Here is an 18,711-nt window from a genome sequence, read left to right as displayed (position 1 = left end):
GCGATGCATATATTAGCGCATCTACGGACAATTGTCAAGAGGTTATGCCTGGATGGGCGAGGTTTCCTGTGCAGGAGCGCTCTCAAAGTGCCCGATATTTCGATATTTTTGATAGCGCTGCTCAAGGAGCTCGTCCAGCGGAATACGTTTCAGTTCTTCCAGGTGTTGCAGGAGAGCCTGTTTCAGGGACTCAGCCGCCAGGCGATGATTGCGGTGTGCGCCGCCGAGAGGTTCGGCGATGAGTCCATCGATGATCCCAAGCTCAAGCATATCTCTGGCTCGAATGCGTTGTCCTTCTGCGGCCAGTGGAGCCTGTGCGCGATCACGCCAGAGGATGTCGGCGGCGGCTTCAGGGGCGGCGATCGTGTAGTAGCTGTGCTCAAGCATCAGGATGCGATCGGCTACACTGATCGCCAGAGCGCCACCACTGCCACCTTCACCGATCACAATGGAGATGGTCGGAATGCGCAGGCGGGGCATCAAATAGAGACATGAAGCGATTGCCTCAGCCTGTCCACGCTCTTCATCAACCAGCGCCGGAGAAGCGCCGGACGCATCAACAAGGGTCACTACAGGGATGTGAAACTTCGCGGCATGGCGCATCAAGCGTTGTGCTTTGCGATATCCTTCGGGGTGAGGCATGCCGAGATTGCGGTACTGCATCTCTTTCATATCCCGCCCCTTCTGGTGTCCGATGAGCATCAGGGTTTGTCCGTCGATTGTTGCCAGTCCGCCAACAATAGCATGATCGTCGCCGAAGGTCCGATCGCCGTGAAGCTCAAAGAAATCGTCGCAAATAAGCTTGATATAGTCCAGAGTATAAGGGCGGTTTTTGTGACGAGCGACCTGCACGGTCTGCCATGCGTTGAGATTGCTGTAAATCTCTTCAGTGCGCTTGAGCAGCTCGCTCTCCAGAAGCTGTAACTGTGTAAATTCTTCTGGCTTTAGCCGGTCACCCTTGCGCTGGAGAGAATGGATCTTCTTTTCGAGCTCTGCCAGCGGTTTTTCGAATTCCAGGTCATAAGCCATATTGTCTTTTCCTATAAGCCGTTTCCTCTTTTTTCGTCGAACCGGAGTACATCTGAAGCAGACGGGAAAGTGTCTGCCGCAAGTCTCGTCTGTGGACGACAGCATCAATCATACCATGTTGCAGGGCAAATTCCGAGTTAATTGTACCCTCTGGTACCTTAATATGCATGAAGCCTTCAATGACGCGGGGGCCTGTGAAGCAGACAAGCGCGCCGGGCTCGGCAAGGATGATATCGCCGAGGAAGGCAAAGCTAGCGGAGACGCCACCGGTTGTCGGGTCTGTCAGCAGACTGATGTAGGGTAGGCCTGCCTCACCAAGTTTTGCGAGAGCAGCCGAAGTTTTTGCCATCTGCATCAAAGAGAAGATACCTTCCTGCATTCGTGCGCCGCCGGAGGTCGACGAAATGAGGACAGGAATGGAGCGTTCAAGCGCCAGTTCAATGGTGCGGGTGATCTTCTCGCCAACCACGGAGCCCATAGAGCCCGCCATAAACTGGAAGTCCATAATTGCGAGGGCAAGCGGCTGTGCATCGATTGTGGCATATCCACTGATGACCGCCTCATTCTGGCCCTTCTTCTGACGTTCTTCCTCAAGTTTGGCGGCATAGGGGGGCTTTTTGGCATCTCCCGGAGGTGAAGCGACAAAGTGCAGTGGATCAGCCGGGAGCATGTCCGCGTCAATTTCAACGAAGCTACCGGGATCAACAAGCAGATTGATACGCTCTCTGGCCGAGATACGCCCGTGGTGGTTGCAGCGAGGACAGACCTTCAGATTCTTTTCCCAGTCCCGGTTATAGTGAATTTCTTTACATTTGGGACATTTGACGGCAATATTGCCAACTGTTGAGAGAGAAGAGGCTTGATCGGCAGAGAAGTTTTGCCGAGTAGTAGGGGTAGCCGCTTCTTTTGCCATGTGTGATCCTCCTCGTTATTCTTCTGCAAAGAGCGCTGACACAAAGCTCTTTGGATCAAAGGGAATCAGGTCTCCGACCTTTTCGCCTGTGCCGATGAATTTAATCGGTACCCCTAGATCATCTGCGACAGCGAATGCAAACCCACCTTTTGCGGTACTATCCATCTTGGTGATGACGACGCCGGTCAGGCCGATGTGCTCCGCGAACTTGCGGGCCTGAAGCAGGGCGTTCTGCCCGGTTGTGGCATCAATCACCATCAGCAACTCATGCGGACCATCGGGGACAAATTTCTGAATGATTTTATTGATCTTTCTCAGCTCTTCCATCAAGTTGTACTTGGTATGGAGACGCCCGGCAGTATCGACGATTAACACATCACTGCCACGGTTTTGGGCGGCCTGTAAGGCATCATAAACCACCGCTCCGGGATCGGAATTCGGGCTCTGGCTGATAACGGGGACGTTAATCCGCTCTCCCCACTCTTTCAACTGATCGATGGCTGCTGCTCGGAACGTATCGCCTGCTGCCAGAATAACTTTATGGCCTTCATTTGTCAATCGATTGGCCATCTTGGCAATGCTGGTCGTTTTACCGGAGCCATTGACGCCGATGACGAGAATAACGGTCAGAGGGGATGTCTGGGAAAAATGGAGAGGGGTTGGTTTTCCAAGTAGTGCGGTCAGCTCCTCGCGCAACGCCTGCTGCACCTGGGAACCGGTCTGCATGTGTTCCTCTTCAACTCTCTGATGCAGGCGCTTGAGCAGCCAGCTTGTGGTATTGGGGCCGATGTCCGCCGCCAACATCAGATCTTCCAACTCTTCCCACATCTCGTCTGTAATCTGGTCGGATTCCTGAATCGTTGCACCCAGGCGGCTAAACCACTGCTTGGTACGACTTAAAAAAGAAAAGCGTTGCTCTGAAGCGGGCTTTGTCCCGGCCTGTTCCTGAGCAGCACCCTGATTCTTTTTTCCGTCGTCCTGTGGTTTCTGCCCAAAGAAGCGATTGAGCACGACTGTATAGACTCCTTTATGTATAGATGTATCTGTGCGTTGCCTCCAACACACTCATCGGACAATTGTCTCCGTCTTGGTTGCATTTCTCTTTGCAAACTCGAAGAAGAGGGCACTGAACCACTCCATCATACACCATACACATTATACGAAATACCGAAATACCGGGATACCAGAATACTGGAATAGCGAAATACCGGAATTTCCTACGCACAATGTACAATGCAGTGATCGTCCCTCTATGCAAGTCAGGCATAAGGGGCAAAAAAGTCACTGCGTGACCCTCGCCCTCCTCCTGAAATACCACGCCTTTGAGTGGTTGCGGCCACTCAAGGACGTGCTTTTGACAGATCTGCTCTCCACTCTTACTGACGACTGCGATAGGAGTGGAGCGATCCGTCACTGATCGGTTCGTTAATGATGATGTCACCGTTACGGATTTTGATGTTGTACAGGCAGGACGGGTTCGTACAAACCCACGCCTTGTACTCGATGGAAGCTCCCTGGCTACCGAAATCCGAAAGCGGAACCAGATCACCTTCACTACATTTGCGACACCGAGGAAATGCGTTTTCCACGAAATCGCCTCCTTCCTTCTTTCTGGAGGATTAATCGCTTACCTGTTGTCCAGGTCAGGCATCAAGCGAGGCTTAGCGAGTAAGTAAGCCGAGGGGGGAGCCTCCGCCGCTGCATCCGCATCCCCACAGCAAGTCTAATCCATGCCTCTTTCATATTACCACAACTCCTCTTCTCTGTCAGCAGGTATATGAAGAAAAATTCATCTTTTTTTGCCGCAAAAAGAATGACTTCTCCTTCTCCCCCTCTGCATTGAAGAGGCGTGAGAAATGTAGAAACGGCAGCTCGAGCACCCCGACCCGCGCTGCTTTCCTCTCCGTTGCAGCCCGGTCAAGCGTGCGCTGTCGTCCTATTGCACTTACTTTCAGAATAACAGGACTTACAACTCTAGTCAAGCATTCATATCTTTTGAATCTCCACTCCCTCAAAAATGAAGAACGGTCTGTGGAAATTTCCCCACACATGGAAAACTCTTCATACATTGGAGAACAATGTTTTAAGCTCTGCCGTCCACGAATTTTTTTCCTTTTCAGAAATTTTCATTCTTTTCCCCTTCAGAGGCCCGGGTGCACGGTCGATTACTATAGTGTTACCTATGCCCTTGAACGTGCGGGCTCCAGTATGCTGAAACGGTAATACGGTTTTGGCACGGTTCTTGCAATAAGAGTTTGTGGGAGAGCAGTTATACGAGATTGGTCCAGAAACGGCCTTCTCTGTACTTCTTTCATCGTGTGTGTTGGTCCTATGATTCTAGTCAAGTAGAAGGAGTATCCGTCGTGGGAGCAAGAGGACAGAAAGCAACCCGTACTGTGGATACCGATGCGGTGGTTTCATTCGGGCGGAAACGGACGTCTAAGGACCTCATGGATGAGATGAGTATTCTGGATAATGAAAAAGAATTCATCTGTGAGGGTGACGAGGATCTTGAGGGTGACGAGGATCAGCGCAGTGCCGTTGATGATTCAGTCAAGCAATACCTGAAGGAAATCGGGATGTATCCCCTCCTCACGGCTGAGCAAGAACTTCGCCTCGCCGAACGTGTCGCGCGCGGCGATCAGCAGGCGCGTCAGAAGTTAATCGAAGCCAATCTGCGCCTTGTTGTGAGCATTGCCAAGCGCTATTCTAATCAAGGCTTACCTCTTTTAGACCTCATCCAGGAAGGCAATATCGGCCTGATGCGTGCTACACAGAAGTTCGATTATAAGCGCGGCTTCCGCTTCAGTACCTACGCAACCTGGTGGATTCGGCAGGCTATCAGCCGCGCAATCGCTGAACATTCACGCAGTATTCATATTCCCGTTCACGTCGTCGAGCTTATTTACAAGATTAAGCGCGTCGCTCGTCGTCTGTATCAGGAGCAGGGCATTGAGCCGCTCCCCGAGCAGATTGCCGATGAGCTTGGTCTGCCGCGCGAACGGGTGGTTGAGCTCTTAAACGTCTCGGAGCAGCCTATTTCTCTTGATGCTCCGATGGCCGATGATGAGGAATATCACCTCGCTGATATGCTTGAGGATACCAGTATGATGCCTGTTGGCGATCAGGCTGCCTTACAAGCACAGCGAGACAACATCGAACAGGCGATGGCTATCCTGAACCCACGTGAACGCACGATCATTGAAATGCGCTACGGACTCAAAGACGGTCATTCTCTCTCGCTTGATGAGGTCAGCGTGCTGTTCCATCTTACACGCGAGCGTATTCGCCAGATTGAGGTGAAGGCGCTGCGCAAGTTACGCTATCCCGAACGCTACGATGGAATGCGCGATCTGGCTCGGGCCTGAGTAGAGAACAAAAAGAGAGCCTGGAAGGAATGACGACATTCCTCATCAGGCTCCTTTTTTTGTTCTGGAAAGGTTGAAAAGCTGACTATGAGCTCACATGCGCTCAGGCAGGCGAGCTTTCAAGGCCAGATGCCTTTTCTTGCAGGTAGGCATGAATAAAGGGATCGATGTCTCCCGCAAGGTAGCCGCTGGTATCGCTCGTCTCGTAGCCGGTGCGATGGTCTTTGACAATATTGTATGGGTGGACGATCACCGAGCGAATCTGCGTGCCGAAATCTGCCTCGACATGCGCTCCTTTCAGGCGTGCGGTCTCTTCCTCACGCTTTTTCAGCTCCAACTCATAGAGACGTGCTCGGAGCAGTTTCAGCGCCACTTCGCGGTTTTGAATCTGCGAGCGTTCGTTCTGACAGGTGACGACGATCCCTGTCGGAATGTGGCGCATGCGTACCGCTGAGTCCGTTTTATTGACGTGTTGACCGCCGGCACCAGTTGAGCGGAAGGTGTCTACCTCAAGATCCTCCGGTCGAATCACGATCTCGATGGCATCTTCGATATCGGGCATGACCTCGACCTTCGCGAAAGAGGTATGACGACGGTGGGCCGCGTCAAAGGGCGAGAGTCGGATCAAACGATGTGTGCCCGCCTCGGAACGCAGATAGCCATAGGCATAGCGCCCCTCGATCTCGACGGTGACGCTCTTCACGCCCGCCTCTTCACCTTCGCTGTAGTCGTAGACCTGCGTGCGGAAGTGATGTTTCTCTGCCCACCGCAAGTACATGCGCAGGAGCATCTCGGCCCAGTCCTGTGCATCGACGCCGCCAGAACCCGCGTGAATACTGAGGATGGCGTTTTTCTCGTCGTGCTCTCCGCTGAGCATCAGCGCGAATTCCAGTTGTTCTATCTGCTGCTCAAGCGCGTTCAGTGACTGCTCGACCTCTGTGCGAACCTCGTCGTCTGGCTCTTCTTCCAGCAACTCAGCCAGCCCCTGAAGGTCCTGAAGTTGGGTCGCGATCCCCTCCCACGTGTTCACTTCTTCACGCAGGGCATTGAGGCGCTGCATATGGGTTTGCGCCTTGCGGTTATCGGACCAGAAGTCGGAGGCCAGACTTTCTTCTTCTAGTTTTTGTACCTGTTGCGCCTTTTCGGCCAGGTCAAAGACGCACCATAGTTTTCTCGACGCGTCTCTGCAAGCGTTCGATTTGATGGGTTAACTCACTCATAGGGCCATTGTATCATACGTTGTTCCTTTACGAAAGGGGAGACGGGTGATGAATGGGGCATCTGCGCCCTCTGCCCGGAGAACGCGAACATCGCTTGCCTGTGGAGCCCACCTGTGTCAGGTTCCTTCAGATGGAGAGACGGGCAACCGGGACCCGACGAGATGCCCTCGTCAAACGCTTCGGCCTGCCGCGATGCGGTGTCATGCGGCGGAAGCTCTCACATAAGTCGGCGCTGGTTTGTGCTGCTTTTTCGGTTTGCCTGCACAATTGCCCGCAGCTCTTCAACCGAGATCGGCTCTTTGCGGTTGTGGTGAAGCATGCGGTGGCAGTTCGGGCAGAGCACGGCCATATCTGTCGCAGGGTTGACGACCACTTCACCGGTGTAGCCCGCAACCGGGTTCTTGTGATGGACTTCAATATAGTCCCCGGCGAGCGGCCCATAGAGCTCAGCAAGCGCGAGATCACAGACCTGACAGCGGGTGCCGTGAATGTGAATCGCGGCTTTGCGCAGGGCACGGTTCCGTTCATGGCGGGTGGTGAGGCCCTGAATCAACCTGCCCTCTCTGTAATATGGCGTCTCCTGTGTGGGATCTGCCGGGCGGGGTGAGTAGCTTTCTGGCTCTTCTCGTACCTGTCGTGGGGCTCGCTGCGTAGCACCAGGGATATGTTGCAGGACGAAATGCGCGGGGTGTGCGCCGCGATGCGAGATATAGCGAAAGCGGCCCTCATAGCGAAAGCCAGAGTCGGGATGCTCTTGTTTGCTTTTGCGATAGAAGACAAGCAGCTCGATGCCGTTCGCCTCGTGCTCGATGATCTTGCGGTCGGTCTTCCCGGCCTTCTGCCCGTCCCAGTAGAGAATTCCGTCATCCAGCAGATCTACATACTGGGTGCGATCCTTTGGCTTGTTCTCGGTCACAAAGAGCAGGATTGAGTCATAGCCTTTCAAGGGGAAGACCCCATTTTTGATAGTTGCATCGTTTGTCTGAAAGAGCTTCTGAAGCTCCTTCCGGCTATAGATTTCGCCCTCGGTCAATCGGGAAGACGCTCTGTTGCTCATGTACGCTTGCTCCGGGATTTTCCAGCTATTGTACCTGGAACAGCGCTTTCTTGCAAGTTGCATAAAAATGCCCGGAAGAAGCGGCCTTCCGGGCGTGCACAAGGATGATTTAGCTGATAATACCGTTATGCTGAAGGAAGAATAAAAGCATTGCTGCCAGAATAAACAGGATACCAACAAAAATGGTTGCCAGAGCGGCGGTACGGCCACGGGCATTTGCGTTCTGCTGTCCTCCTTCCACCTGTGGTTGCTGCATCTGATGTGCTGGATAGGAGGTATGTTGCGGATACTGTCCGCCCGATGGGTAGCCCTGATAGGCCTGTGATGGGAAGGGCGGCGTATTTCTGGGTTGCACATAGCCTCCTTGCTGACCGAGCGGCATCGAGGAATAATTTCCTCCGCTGTAGCCGGGCTGCTGCGAATAGCCGGGAGGTGGATAGTTCCCGGGGTTCACTTCATCCATCATGCGGGTGGCATCGCCAGCATCAGCATATGTCTGGTTGCCCAGAATCAGCTTTTGTGGTGTTGCCTGTTGCTGATAGGGAGGATGCTGCGCGATGAACGATTGCGCCTGAATGGTTTCCTCGTTGGAGGCGTAGGTGCTGGTAGCTGCGCCCGCATCAACGGCTGCGCCACACCGTGGGCAACGGGTTTCTCCCGGGGCCAATTGTAACCCGCATTGACCGCAATAAATCATAGTATCTCCTTTCTGCCCGCTGGCCTCAAGCGTTCACAGGGCGCTTCGTCTTTTGCACTTGAGGCCGGGTTTCTGTCTTGGTTGCCCCTGAGAGGCGCTGTTCTGTCTCTTTTCTACCAAAACGGTAAAACGTATTTACTTGTTCCGATATCCTCCATTATAGCCCACTGGCATACCCGAGACAACAAATGCGCAGCGCGTCCAGACCTTTAGGTGCGCTCGTTTGCCTCATCGAGCAGCTTCGCCATGTAATATTCATCGACATAGTGGCCGTCGACAATGCAGGAATGGCGGGCTGTTCCCTCGATGACGAAGCCCTGTTTGGTATAGAGTGCGATTCCTGCGGCATTGTGTGTCATGACGGTGAGTTCCAGTCGATGGAGCCCCCGCTGACGGGCCCATGCTTCCACTGCTTGAAACAGCCGGGTGCCGATACCCTGCCCGGTATAGGCTTGCAGGATACCTGCGACAAGGTAGGCTTTGTGGCGTATCCGGCGGAAATGGGCTCCGGTCGCGCTGACATACCCTATCAAGCGGTCTCCATCTACTGCAACAAAAATAGCCTGATTGGCCTGTAGCTCTTCGAGCTGGCGGCGTTGTTGCTCGACGGTCTGGGTGCGCTCTCCGGGCTCTAGCAGCATAAAGCGGGTTTCCTGGTCGAGCTGGTGACAGAGCTGAAGAAAGGACGCGGCGTCCTCCGGGCGAATCATACGTATCTGAATAGCCATCGTTGTGTTCTCCTTCAGGGCATCCGAAGCCCACCACTAACCGAGAGCAGTTGGCCGGTAAGCCAGCGTGCCTGCTCGGAGGCCAGAAAGACGATCACGTCTGCGATATCATCGGGCTGTCCCACACGCCTGAGCGGCGTCACGCGGGAGATCTCCGCGACCTGCTGGGGGCTGATCCAGCCAGTTTGAATGGGCCCGGGCGAGACGATATTGACCGTGATGCCATAGGGTCCAAGCTCTTGCGCGGCGGCTCGGCTGTACGATTCAAGGGCTGCCTTGCTCGCGCCATAGGAGACCTCTCCGGCAAAGCCCGGTGCTCCATCAGTGCTGATGTTGATAATGCGGCCCCATTGTTTGCGGGCAGCGATATGACGGCTGGCGAATTCGGCCATCAGCAGGGCGACGGCGCGGCTATTCACGGCGAAATGGCTGTCATGCAGCGCTGCCGTGATGGTGGCGTTCGGGAAACCGTCGGCTGCCAGTCCGGGCTGTGCAAGAAACGTATCCTGCTCACAGTGATCGGCGTTATTGACGAGAATATCAACCGTACCGAAGCGCTTTTCGGCCTCCTCAAAGAGCATGGGAATGGTGGCGGGATCAGCCAGGTCGGCTTCAATGGCGTCTGCCTTGCCTCCCTGTGTCCGAATTTCCTGAACTACATTGGCGGCATCGGCCCGGCGTTTGCGATTATAGAGGGCAATTCCCGGCGTTTCGGTTTGTATCTGCGCCAGGTAGTCGTTCTCGGTTATGCCTTGCAACGGCAACCGCAGGTAGTTTATCAGGACATGGCACCCTTCAGCGGCCAGTGCCCGGGCCGTGGCAGCTCCGATCCCATGATTGCCGCCCGTAATGAGGGCGACTTTCCCCTGTAATCCTGTCTGTAGCATGAAAAGAAACTCCTTTAACAAGAGAAATGAGAGTGGACACGCCGAAGCGGAGGGAGGATGTTTTGTTTCAGGGTGAGCAAAAAAGGCATGGGAGTACGAATAAGAAAGGCAAGCGCTCCTGCATCGTTTCGGCGTATCGAACGATTAGCGGCTTGTCGTGTCTCCCACTCTGGCCTGTGCTCCTTTTTAAGAATATGAGGAATAGTGAGTAGAGTATAAGCGGTGAGCGAGGAAAAAGTCAAGCCGCCCGATCCCTTCGGGCGGCCTGCCTGTCAGTCTTCCTCGTCGCCGTCCGTCTGATTGAGCTGTGCGTTTACAATGCGCCAATCACTGTCGGCTATTTTCTGAACGAGGTAAAAACCATCGTAGGAGTGAGGTTTTCCCTTATCCTGATGGGCTACAAGCGTGATGTTGACCTTTGCCACCTCTGGCGATTGGGGCTCAACGGAGACGATCGTTACATCATCCCGCACGGTATGCTTGAACCCTTTTGCGAAGTCCTCATACTTGTCGCGCGGGTTATACCACAAATTGTATGCTGAGCGGTAATCCTTCATATTGATATACGCAAAATACTGTTCAACGATATGGCTCCCCTGGGTAATGGCCTCATTGGTGCCCGGTGTCGGGCTGGGTGTGGGCGATGGGGCCCGGGTTGCCTCTTCGGTTGGAGCCTGGGTCGGTTCGGTTTGCGCGGTTGTCGGCACTGGTGGTGGGGCCTGCTTGAAGCCGCCCGCATTCGCGATAAAGAAGAGCGTGGTTCCAACAAGGGTGACAACCACGACCAGAAGAACGAGAATAATTGCGCCTGTATTGCTCTTGCGTGGCGGCGGTGCCTGCGTTGTATAGGTAGATGGGGCCACCGTTTCCAGGCTTGGATAAGGCGGTTGCGCTGGATACTGTGGCGTACCGGGATAGCCATCGATGGGCTGATGTGTTGTCGAGGGATAACCCTGCCCGGGAGATGAGACATAGGTTGCGGCATTATGTTCCTGTGGCGGAACCTGAACAGGTGGTGCATGCACTATGGTCGCATCGTCGGAAGCATAGGTTTCTGTTTGGACGTTAGCGGGGACTGGTTCCCCACAGCGTGGGCATTTATCGACGTGTGGAGGGAGTAAGAGTCCACATTGACCACAAAAAGACATAAGATCTGTTGTTGCTCCTTTCCTCCTGCGGCAACCGGATGTTCCATTCTATCAATAAAGGCGATGAGTTGAAGATTTTCTTATTGTACTGCATTTGGTGAAGAGAAAAATACGATGATCGTCATTCTACAATCTGCCGGCCTGTCTTGCTTTGTTCACAAGGGGCTTTCTTGTCAAACGATTCTCCTCACGGGTTCGTTGAGCCACGCAAGATCTCCTCGGTATTTTTGAAGTGGTACTTGGCGACCAGCTTCAGCACTTCGGGCCCCTCGCGTTGTACCAGGGCACGGCCTACAGTCACGATTCGTGGATCTGAGCTTCCTTTGGGAAAGGTGAGCCCATATTGTGCGGCGAGACGGCGCAGGCCCTGCACGAACCCGGCGCGGGCAAGAATAGAGGCTGCCGCAACGGCGACATCATCTTCGGCCCGTGGGCGCAGGTCAAACGAGATGTCACAGTGTGTTTTGACGAACGCTCGCTTGAGCACGCTCCGATCTGCGAATTGATCGATAACGGCAAGCTGATAGTTGGTTGCGACCTGCAAGCGAGAGATCAGCAGCACATGCACGTCCGCAAGCAGCGTGTTCAGGTTTCCTACCCTGCTATAGAGCTCGTTATAGGTTGCTGGCATGTAGCGTTCCACACATACCTGACCCGCGCAGATCTCGCTGATCCTGGTTGCCATTGGTAGAATCGTCTCATCTGTCAGCCGCTTGCTATCACGGACTCCGAGCGCTAGCAGTTGCTCTTCGCGCTTCGGGTCAACCGCCACAGCCGCGACCACAAGCGGGCCATAATAGTCACCTTTGCCCGATTCGTCGCTACCGATCCGCGCCACTCCTGTTCTCGGAGCCGGTACAGGAGTAGCCTCAACCGGAAAGAGCGTTGCTTGAGGTGCCGTTTTATGTGTTCGCGTTGCAGGGCGTGCCGTTTTCCATGCCATGAGCGCATCTTTTAACGGGCTCTCTTTCCCCTGGATCAGCATGTTCCCGTTGGGGTAGAGCGTGACAGCAACAGAAGTGGTTCCATCGTTGATGAGATATTGATAGCCGTTCTGAAGCGGTCGTTCGCTCTCAATCAGCCAGCCCTTCGCTTGAATGAGCTGGCTGAGCCTTTTCTTCAGTTGCGTGATCTCCGGCATGGGGCTGAGCTTCTCCCTGTCTCTTTTTCTCTCCCATTATAGCAGCTATAGACCGTTAAGTCCCTCATAATGGCCTATTTAGCGCTCTGTTTCATGCTGAAAAAGCGTGCTGAGGGCGTTTGGCAGCTCCTTGCCAAAAGGAACGGGTCATGTTATGCTTCTCGTACACATGATCTAGAAAAATACCTCGTACAGGTGGGAAAGGAGGCGCTCCGTGAGTCAGGAGGAGGCTCCATTACATGGGGGCCTGTTGCGGCGTGCGCATGCATTGCTTGAAAACGCTGGTGAGCCGGTCGCGGAAGAGGAGCTGATTCAGCAGCTTTTCAGTACTGAGAACGGTGTTGCCAGAGTCTGGGCCTCGGTGTTGCAACAAACGTTAAGCGAGTCCACGCTATTTGAGCGGCTTGACGACACTGATGAGGGAGTGCGCTGGTGCCTGACTGCATGGCGCAAAGAGTCGCTCCCGCTGGAAGAGGTCGAATTTGTGGTGGTAGATACCGAAACGACCGGGTTACGCCCTGCCTCTGATCGGATTATTGAGCTGGCGGCTGTCCGCATGAGGGCCGGGCAGATGCTTGAATCGTTTCACTCGCTCGTCCATCCCCGGCGAAGCATCCCGCCCTTTATTGTGAAGTTTACTGGTATCACGCCCGATATGCTGGCCGATGCGCCCGGAGCTGAAACGGTCATGCCCGAATTTATGCGGTTTGCCGAGGGGGCGGTGCTGGTCGGGCACAACCTGAGTTTTGACCTCAATTTCCTCTCTCAGGAGGCCATGCGGCTCGGCCAGACCTTTGAGCCAGATGGCTTTGATACTATTCCGCTCGCTCGGCGGCTGGTGCCCGATCTCAAGCGCTTTAAGCTGGATATGGTGGTGCAACATCTCCAGATTCCTGCCATTCCTGCTGGACAGCGTCACCGGGCAATGGGCGATGCCCGAGCAACCGCCGAGGTCTTTCGCCTGCTGCTTGAGCGGGCTCGGCAGCAAGGCATCATGACGCTTGGACAGCTCCGCCTGCGCCTTCAATTGCCGGTTGCCTGGGACGGCGATATTACCAGTGCAAAGCCGAAGAAGGGCAAGGGCTGGCGAGCTGATAGCAGCGTAGTCGCGCTGACTCGCCCGAATGGGAGCCTGTTTTTGAATCCCGCCTGGAAGCGCAATTTCCCGGCACGTCCCGGCGTCTACCTGATGAAAGACGAGCATCAACAGGTGATCTATGTCGGGAAGGCCAAAAGCCTGAAGGATCGTCTTGCCTCGTACTACAGTCAGCCGCTTGGCTATGTGCGGAAGCTGGACGGCCTGCTTCAGCGTGTTCGCGATATTGAGATCAGGGTGCTTGGCTCCGAACTGGAAGCGTTACTGCTGGAATCCCGGCTGATTAAAGAGTTGCAGCCGATGTACAATGTGCAGTTGCGGAATTATGAGCTCTATCCCTTTATTAAGATCGATGTGCAGCATACCTTCCCCCGCGTCTACGCTACCCGTGAGATTGCCGCTGATGGTGCACGTTATTTCGGTCCCTTTCGGAGTCGCCGCATGGTGGACGCCACAATTGAGCTGATACAGAAGATCTTTCCGATTCGTACCTGCACCCGCAGTCTGCCGCCACAGGGAAAAGCAACGGAGCCCTGTTTGCGGTTACATCTGGGGCGCTGCCCGGGTCCCTGTCGGGGTGGCGTAGATCCTACTGAGTATCGTAAAATAATTGAACAGGTTTGCGCCTTTCTGGGTGGCGAACGTGAGGACCTGATAGAGCGCTTGCGCCGCCAGATGTTTGAGGCCGCGCAACAGCTCAACTTTGAGCGGGCTGCCTGGCTGCGTGACGCGATACGGAGCGCCGACGAGGTGCTGATTGGTCAGCGGCTGATTACCGGCGCGGTTGAGGCGAATAATCTCTTTATCGTGTATCCTTCCGCCGAAGAACAGTGTAATGAGATCTTTCTCATCCGGCATGGCAGGCTTGTCGAGCAGCGTCGTGTGGAACATGATGAGCAGAGGATGAAAGAGGCGTTGCGCGAGCTGTTGCGGCGGGCCGAGGCCCTGGGTGAGCCGCCCGCGCAAGTCGGTCAGGCCGAGGTGGATCAGATCAATATTATTAGCCGCTGGATTCATCGCCACAGCGAGGATCGCGCCTTCTTTCCTTTTCATCACGCCCTTGCTCATGAACAGGAGGCGCAGGCGTTGCTTGACCATATCTGGCGTGAGGTGGAGCTAGCGCGCGCTGCTCCTGCTGCGGAATGGGAGGAGTTGCAGGGGTGAAATACAGCTTCATCTGAGCGCTGCCTTGACAACTGATACAAAGCTTGGAGACACTATGTTATTATCTGATAAGCGTATTCTCGAAGAAATGAAGAACGGGAATATTGTGATAGAGCCTTTTAACGAACGGCATCTAGGCACAAACTCGTATGATTGTCGCCTGGGTGAGTGGTATTTTCAAGGAGATGCAAACGTGGAGGTCATGCATCTCGATAACCCCGAAGAGATTCGCCGCTACTGGGGCGAGCCGCGCAAGGCTCAAAATGGAAAGATTGCCATTCGGCCGGGCACGACGATTCTGGCCCACACACAGGAGATTATCGGCGGGCACAATGGTTTCCTGGCGAAAATGTACTCGCGCAGCACCGTGGCTCGCTCGGGGCTGTCCGTCTGTCGCTGTGCTGGTGTGGGTGATGTGGGCTATATCGGGCGCTGGACGATGGAAATCAGCAACCACACCCAGACCACAATCTATGTTCCGGTTGGTTTTCGTATCTGTCAGTTGACATTTGAGTATGTCGGCGAGACGCTCAAAGAGTATAGGGGAAAATATGGCAAGGCCGGTCGCGAGCTTGCCGAATGGACCCCGGAAGATATGCTGCCGAAACCCTATTTTGACTGGGACTACGATATTTATCGCACCGATAGAGGGAAATAAGGGTGAGAAAAGGGCTGTTCATCTCTTTTGAGGGCCTTGATGGCGCTGGCAAAACAACCCAGTTGCAGCTTCTCCATCACTGGCTTGAGCAGCGCGGAGTTGATTTTCTGCGTACCCGGGAACCGGGAGGAACGCCGCTCGGGGTCGAGATCCGGCGTTTGCTGCTGGAACGGGCCGATCTGCATGTTACCCCGCTTGCAGAAGCCTTTCTCTTTCAGGCCGACCGGGCACAGCATTTCGCCACGGTGATTGTGCCTGCCCTGGACGCCGGGAAGCTCGTTCTGACTGATCGCTGCTTTGATTCCAGTATGGTCTATCAGGGGGCTGCACGTGGCCTGGGAACAGATCTGATCAGGCGGCTTTCGTTGCTGGCGATGGGAGGCCGTGTACCTGATCTCACGATTCTGCTCGATCTTGATCCGGCAAAGGTACACAGTCGCACTGCCGAGGGCAAAGACCGGGCGCATCGCACGCATTTCGATCAGGCGGAGGAGGCATTTCACCGGACGTTGCGCTCTGCCTTCCTCGCGCTGGCACAGGCGCATCCCGAGCGTATCAAGGTGATTGATGCCTCGTTGCCTCCCGACGTGGTTCATGCGCATATCATTGCGCTGATCGAGCCGCTGCTACAACAGAATGAGGGGTAGCCGTTTTGCAGGCTACCCTTAGTTGACGCTCTCGATCGTGACATCAGAGATGGCCGCTTCGATCTGAGCCAGACATTCCATCAGGCGCGCTTCATTCTGGTCTTGTAGCGCCCAGAGAGCTGCCGAATAGGGATCGTACTGTTGATAGAAGTGCAGGCGTTGCCAGAAGCGGTTGTCAATGATCCCGCTGTACTCTTCCAGCAAGGCCGCCACAAAGTTGTAGCCAAACTGGGTGGCAAGGTCCATAAAGTCGCGTGCGGGATCGCCAATAATGACATCTCCCCAATCAATGACCCCCGCGACGCGCTGCTTGATATCATCATAAATGATATGTTCCTTCCGCACGTCACAGTGCAGCAAGACCGGCTCGAACAGGAAGTTCTCATCATCGGTCAGGAAGCGCTCCCAGAGCTGGCGGGCACGCTGGCGAATCTCGGGCGGCAGCAAGGGAAAAACACACTCGCGAATGGGCTGGTAGCGCTGCTGATAGAGCTGTCGCCACCATTGCGGATCGCCGCCCAGTACCCCGAGCTCCATTGCACGCTCTGGCGAGAAACTGTGCAACTGGTTAAAGAATGTGGTCAGGTCGGGAACCAGCGATGCCAGCAGCTCTGGTGTGATCTTTTTCTCGGAAAGCGGAACGCCCCGAATCTTGCGATAGCCACCGCAGGCAAGCGGATTGCCCGGCCAGACGTATTCAAAATGGGGCACCTGCACGCTGAGCGCCGTTTCTAATGCTGGCAACAGACGCATCTCGATTAACAACTGCTCGATCGTGTCCGGGCTTCTGGGCACACGGAAGATCAGTTCATCATTAATCTCGATGGTGGTGTTGTCGGTCCCGAGGGGAACCGGCGTAACATGATGAATTTCCAGCTCCGGGAAGCGGTTCTGTATCAAGGTGGTACAGCCTTCGATGCTCAAGGGAAGATACTTATCCGGCTGATCGAAAATACTTTCATTGCGCTCCGGGATGGGCGTTGTTGGGATATTGTAGAGATCACCTTCCAGATTCGTCGTGTAGAGTCGATAGTACAACCCGCTCCGTGCAATCAGTTCTTGATGGGTCCCCTGTTCGACGATCTGGCCCTTGTCGATCACCAGAATGGTATCAGCGTGCATTACCGTGCTGAGGCGATGGGCAATAACAAGTGTGGTGCGTTCCTTCATCAGGCGGGCCAGCGCTTCCTGTACCAGACGCTCGCTCTCGTTGTCGAGGGCGCTGGTGGCCTCATCCAGAATCAGGATGGGCGTGTTGCGCAGAATAGCCCTGGCAATCGCGATACGCTGGCGCTGCCCGGCTGAGAGCTTCACGCCATCTTCCCCAACCACCGTATAGTAGGCATCTGGCAATTGCTCGATAAATTCAGCGGCGTTGGCGGCCTGCGCGGCGGCCTCGATCTCCTCCTGCGTGGCGTTGAGGCGCCCATAGGCGATATTGTCCCGGATGGTTGTGTTAAAGAGGACCGGTTCTTGCTGTACCATGCTGATCTGTTCGCGCAGCGTCTTGAGCTGAACATCACGGATATCATGCCCGTCAATGGTAATGCGTCCGCTCTGGATATCGAAGAAGCGCGGAATCAGATTCGTGATGGTTGTTTTGCCTGCGCCACTGGGGCCGACCAGGGCGACCATCTTGCCCGGCTGGACCTCAAAGGTGAGTTCTTGCAGTACCGGCTGCTCCGGGATATAGCCAAATGTCACCTTCTCGAAGCGAATCTCGCCTTGAACTGGAGGCAGCGGGGCCGCATTGGGGGCGTCGGCGATACTGATGGGCTGTTCAAGGAGCTCGAAGGCACGTTCACTGGCGCCTAGCGCGACCTGAAGCTGATTATAGTTTGTAAAAATGCCGATCAGAGGCGAGATCAGCGTCATGAAATAGAAGATGACCATCAGCAGCGCCCCCAGGGTCAGCGTGCCGTGAAGAATGGCAATACCACTGTACCAGAGAAACGCGATCAGACCGGCCCACACCAGAGCCCCGGAGAGGGTTTGCACAAACGAGCTCAAATAGATGCGCTTTTTGGTCTGCGCAAACTGGAGCTCGGTCAGGCGATGATAGCGCCGCAGCTCGTGTTCCTCGCGGGTAAAGGCCTTCACGATCTTTGCGTTGCTGATGGCTTCCTTTGCGGCCTCGATGGTGGTAGCGAGTAGCTCATATTCACGTTTACTCTGCCTGCGCTGAAAGCCGCCGGTCAGCAGTGCGAGCAGCAGCCCGGGCACAAAGAACAGCGCGACCATCCCCAGAACCGGGAGCAGGTTACTGGTATCGGTTGTCGGGATGGTCAGATTGAAGCGCCTGACCTGGGTGAGAATAAGGTCAGGGCCGATCAGGAGCAATGCCACGCCGAAAAGCACGGTAATCAGGTTCCGCAGCATACCCGTTATATTGGATGTAATCGCGGTACGAATCGTGCTGACATCGTTGGTCAACCTGCTGATCAACTCGCCGCTATGGTGCTCATGAAAGAAGCGAAGCGGCAGCTTGAGCAGGTGTTCATAGAGCGTGGTGCGCAGATCGATGACCACTTTTTCGCTCAACGTCAGGCTGAGCAGGACTTGTCCGAGGCTTATCACGGTGACAATAGCGGTCAGCCCGAGCAGCAGATAGATCAGATGCTTGAGCCCGGTTAAATCTCGGGCCAGCACGCTATCAATCACCTTACCCAGAATGGCGGGGTAGAGCATTTGTAAGCCGCTGATCAGGAAGGTCGCAAACAGGACAATGACCAGTTGCCACCAGTACGGTTTTGCAAAGCTCAGGAGATGCGTAAAACTATGGCGACCCGGTTTGCTTTCCGGCGTTTTTCGCTTCCTGTTACTGTCCAACATTTCAATGATCTCCAATGAGTTGGTGAAACAGCCACATAAAAGGGAGTGCTCCCTTTAACAGTGTACGATTCCAGATGCCAGAATGGTTGTCTGACGCTACCGGCAAATGGGATATTTTTGCTACTT

At 54.7% G+C, this 18,711-nt stretch carries 16 protein-coding genes; 4 read left to right on the top strand and 12 right to left on the bottom strand.

Annotated features, from left to right (window positions below):
• Positions 1–42: 42 nt before the first annotated feature.
• The 4 genes from EI42_RS00545 to EI42_RS00530 form a co-directional block, all read right to left on the bottom strand.
• Entirely contained in the window at positions 43–1,029 is a 987-nt protein-coding gene (locus EI42_RS00545; RefSeq protein WP_111317599.1) for an acetyl-CoA carboxylase carboxyltransferase subunit alpha, read from the bottom strand.
• Positions 1,019–1,942, bottom strand: a complete 924-nt coding sequence (gene accD, locus EI42_RS00540) for an acetyl-CoA carboxylase, carboxyltransferase subunit beta (RefSeq protein WP_111317597.1) — start codon at positions 1,940–1,942, stop codon at positions 1,019–1,021. Before accD ends, EI42_RS00545 begins: the two co-directional genes overlap by 11 nt.
• Positions 1,943–1,957: 15 nt before the next feature.
• The gene (gene ftsY, locus EI42_RS00535; RefSeq protein WP_111317595.1) at positions 1,958–2,953 is read right to left on the bottom strand and encodes a signal recognition particle-docking protein FtsY; all 996 of its coding nucleotides are present in this window, start codon (positions 2,951–2,953) and stop codon (positions 1,958–1,960) included.
• Between the two features lie 365 nt (positions 2,954–3,318).
• Positions 3,319–3,531 (bottom strand): hypothetical protein, encoded by a 213-nt coding sequence (locus EI42_RS00530; protein WP_111317593.1) that lies wholly within the window; start codon positions 3,529–3,531, stop codon positions 3,319–3,321.
• A gap of 774 nt (positions 3,532–4,305) precedes the next feature.
• Between EI42_RS00530 and EI42_RS00520 the strand changes: the two genes are divergently transcribed.
• Positions 4,306–5,310, top strand: coding sequence for a sigma-70 family RNA polymerase sigma factor (locus EI42_RS00520; RefSeq protein WP_111317589.1), 1,005 nt, complete (start codon positions 4,306–4,308; stop codon positions 5,308–5,310).
• 103 nt (positions 5,311–5,413) lie between these two features.
• On the opposite strand, the gene prfB is transcribed toward EI42_RS00520, so the two are convergent.
• The 7 genes from prfB to rnhC form a co-directional block, all read right to left on the bottom strand.
• A protein-coding gene (gene prfB, locus EI42_RS00515) for a peptide chain release factor 2 (RefSeq protein ID WP_111317587.1) occupies positions 5,414–6,530 on the bottom strand; the annotation gives its coding sequence in 2 pieces (ribosomal slippage) (positions 5,414–6,463 and positions 6,465–6,530; 1,116 coding nt in all).
• 217 nt (positions 6,531–6,747) lie between these two features.
• Positions 6,748–7,587, bottom strand: a complete 840-nt coding sequence (locus EI42_RS00510; RefSeq protein ID WP_170142253.1) for an HNH endonuclease — start codon at positions 7,585–7,587, stop codon at positions 6,748–6,750.
• A gap of 109 nt (positions 7,588–7,696) precedes the next feature.
• A complete protein-coding gene (locus EI42_RS32235) occupies positions 7,697–8,284 on the bottom strand; it encodes a zinc ribbon domain-containing protein (protein WP_170142252.1) in 588 nt (195 codons plus the stop codon).
• Positions 8,285–8,493: 209 nt separating this feature from the next.
• On the bottom strand, positions 8,494–9,012 hold the full coding sequence (locus EI42_RS00505; RefSeq protein ID WP_111317583.1) for a GNAT family N-acetyltransferase: 519 nt from the start codon (positions 9,010–9,012) through the stop codon (positions 8,494–8,496).
• Between the two features lie 14 nt (positions 9,013–9,026).
• On the bottom strand, positions 9,027–9,899 hold the full coding sequence (locus EI42_RS00500; protein WP_111317581.1) for an SDR family NAD(P)-dependent oxidoreductase: 873 nt from the start codon (positions 9,897–9,899) through the stop codon (positions 9,027–9,029).
• A gap of 272 nt (positions 9,900–10,171) precedes the next feature.
• Positions 10,172–10,924, bottom strand: coding sequence for a hypothetical protein (locus EI42_RS00490; protein ID WP_211325979.1), 753 nt, complete (start codon positions 10,922–10,924; stop codon positions 10,172–10,174).
• Between the two features lie 310 nt (positions 10,925–11,234).
• A complete protein-coding gene (gene rnhC / locus EI42_RS00485; protein WP_111317575.1) occupies positions 11,235–12,188 on the bottom strand; it encodes a ribonuclease HIII in 954 nt (317 codons plus the stop codon).
• A 214-nt stretch (positions 12,189–12,402) separates the two neighbouring features.
• On the opposite strand from rnhC, the gene EI42_RS00480 reads away from it, so the two are divergent.
• The 3 genes from EI42_RS00480 to tmk are packed head-to-tail and all read left to right on the top strand — an operon-like array spanning position 12,403 to position 15,753.
• A complete protein-coding gene (locus EI42_RS00480; protein ID WP_111317573.1) occupies positions 12,403–14,448 on the top strand; it encodes an exonuclease domain-containing protein in 2,046 nt (681 codons plus the stop codon).
• A gap of 55 nt (positions 14,449–14,503) precedes the next feature.
• Positions 14,504–15,106: a dCTP deaminase gene (gene dcd, locus EI42_RS00475; protein WP_111317571.1), complete on the top strand. Its 603-nt coding sequence runs from the start codon at positions 14,504–14,506 to the stop codon at positions 15,104–15,106.
• A gap of 2 nt (positions 15,107–15,108) precedes the next feature.
• Positions 15,109–15,753: a dTMP kinase gene (tmk, locus tag EI42_RS00470; RefSeq protein ID WP_111317569.1), complete on the top strand. Its 645-nt coding sequence runs from the start codon at positions 15,109–15,111 to the stop codon at positions 15,751–15,753.
• Positions 15,754–15,771: 18 nt separating this feature from the next.
• Here the strand turns inward: tmk and EI42_RS00465 are convergent, their stop codons facing one another.
• Positions 15,772–18,585 carry an ABC transporter transmembrane domain-containing protein gene (locus tag EI42_RS00465; RefSeq protein WP_137686082.1) on the bottom strand — a complete coding sequence of 938 codons (2,814 nt, stop codon included), beginning with the start codon at positions 18,583–18,585 and terminating at the stop codon, positions 15,772–15,774.
• Between the last annotated feature and the right edge of the window lie 126 nt (positions 18,586–18,711).

The sequence above is a fragment of the Thermosporothrix hazakensis genome (assembly GCF_003253565.1).
GTDB classification, from domain to species: Bacteria; Chloroflexota; Ktedonobacteria; order Ktedonobacterales; family Ktedonobacteraceae; genus Thermosporothrix; species Thermosporothrix hazakensis.
The sequence above is the reverse complement of the archived record's forward strand: the minus strand, read 5'-3'. Positions and strand labels throughout refer to the sequence as shown.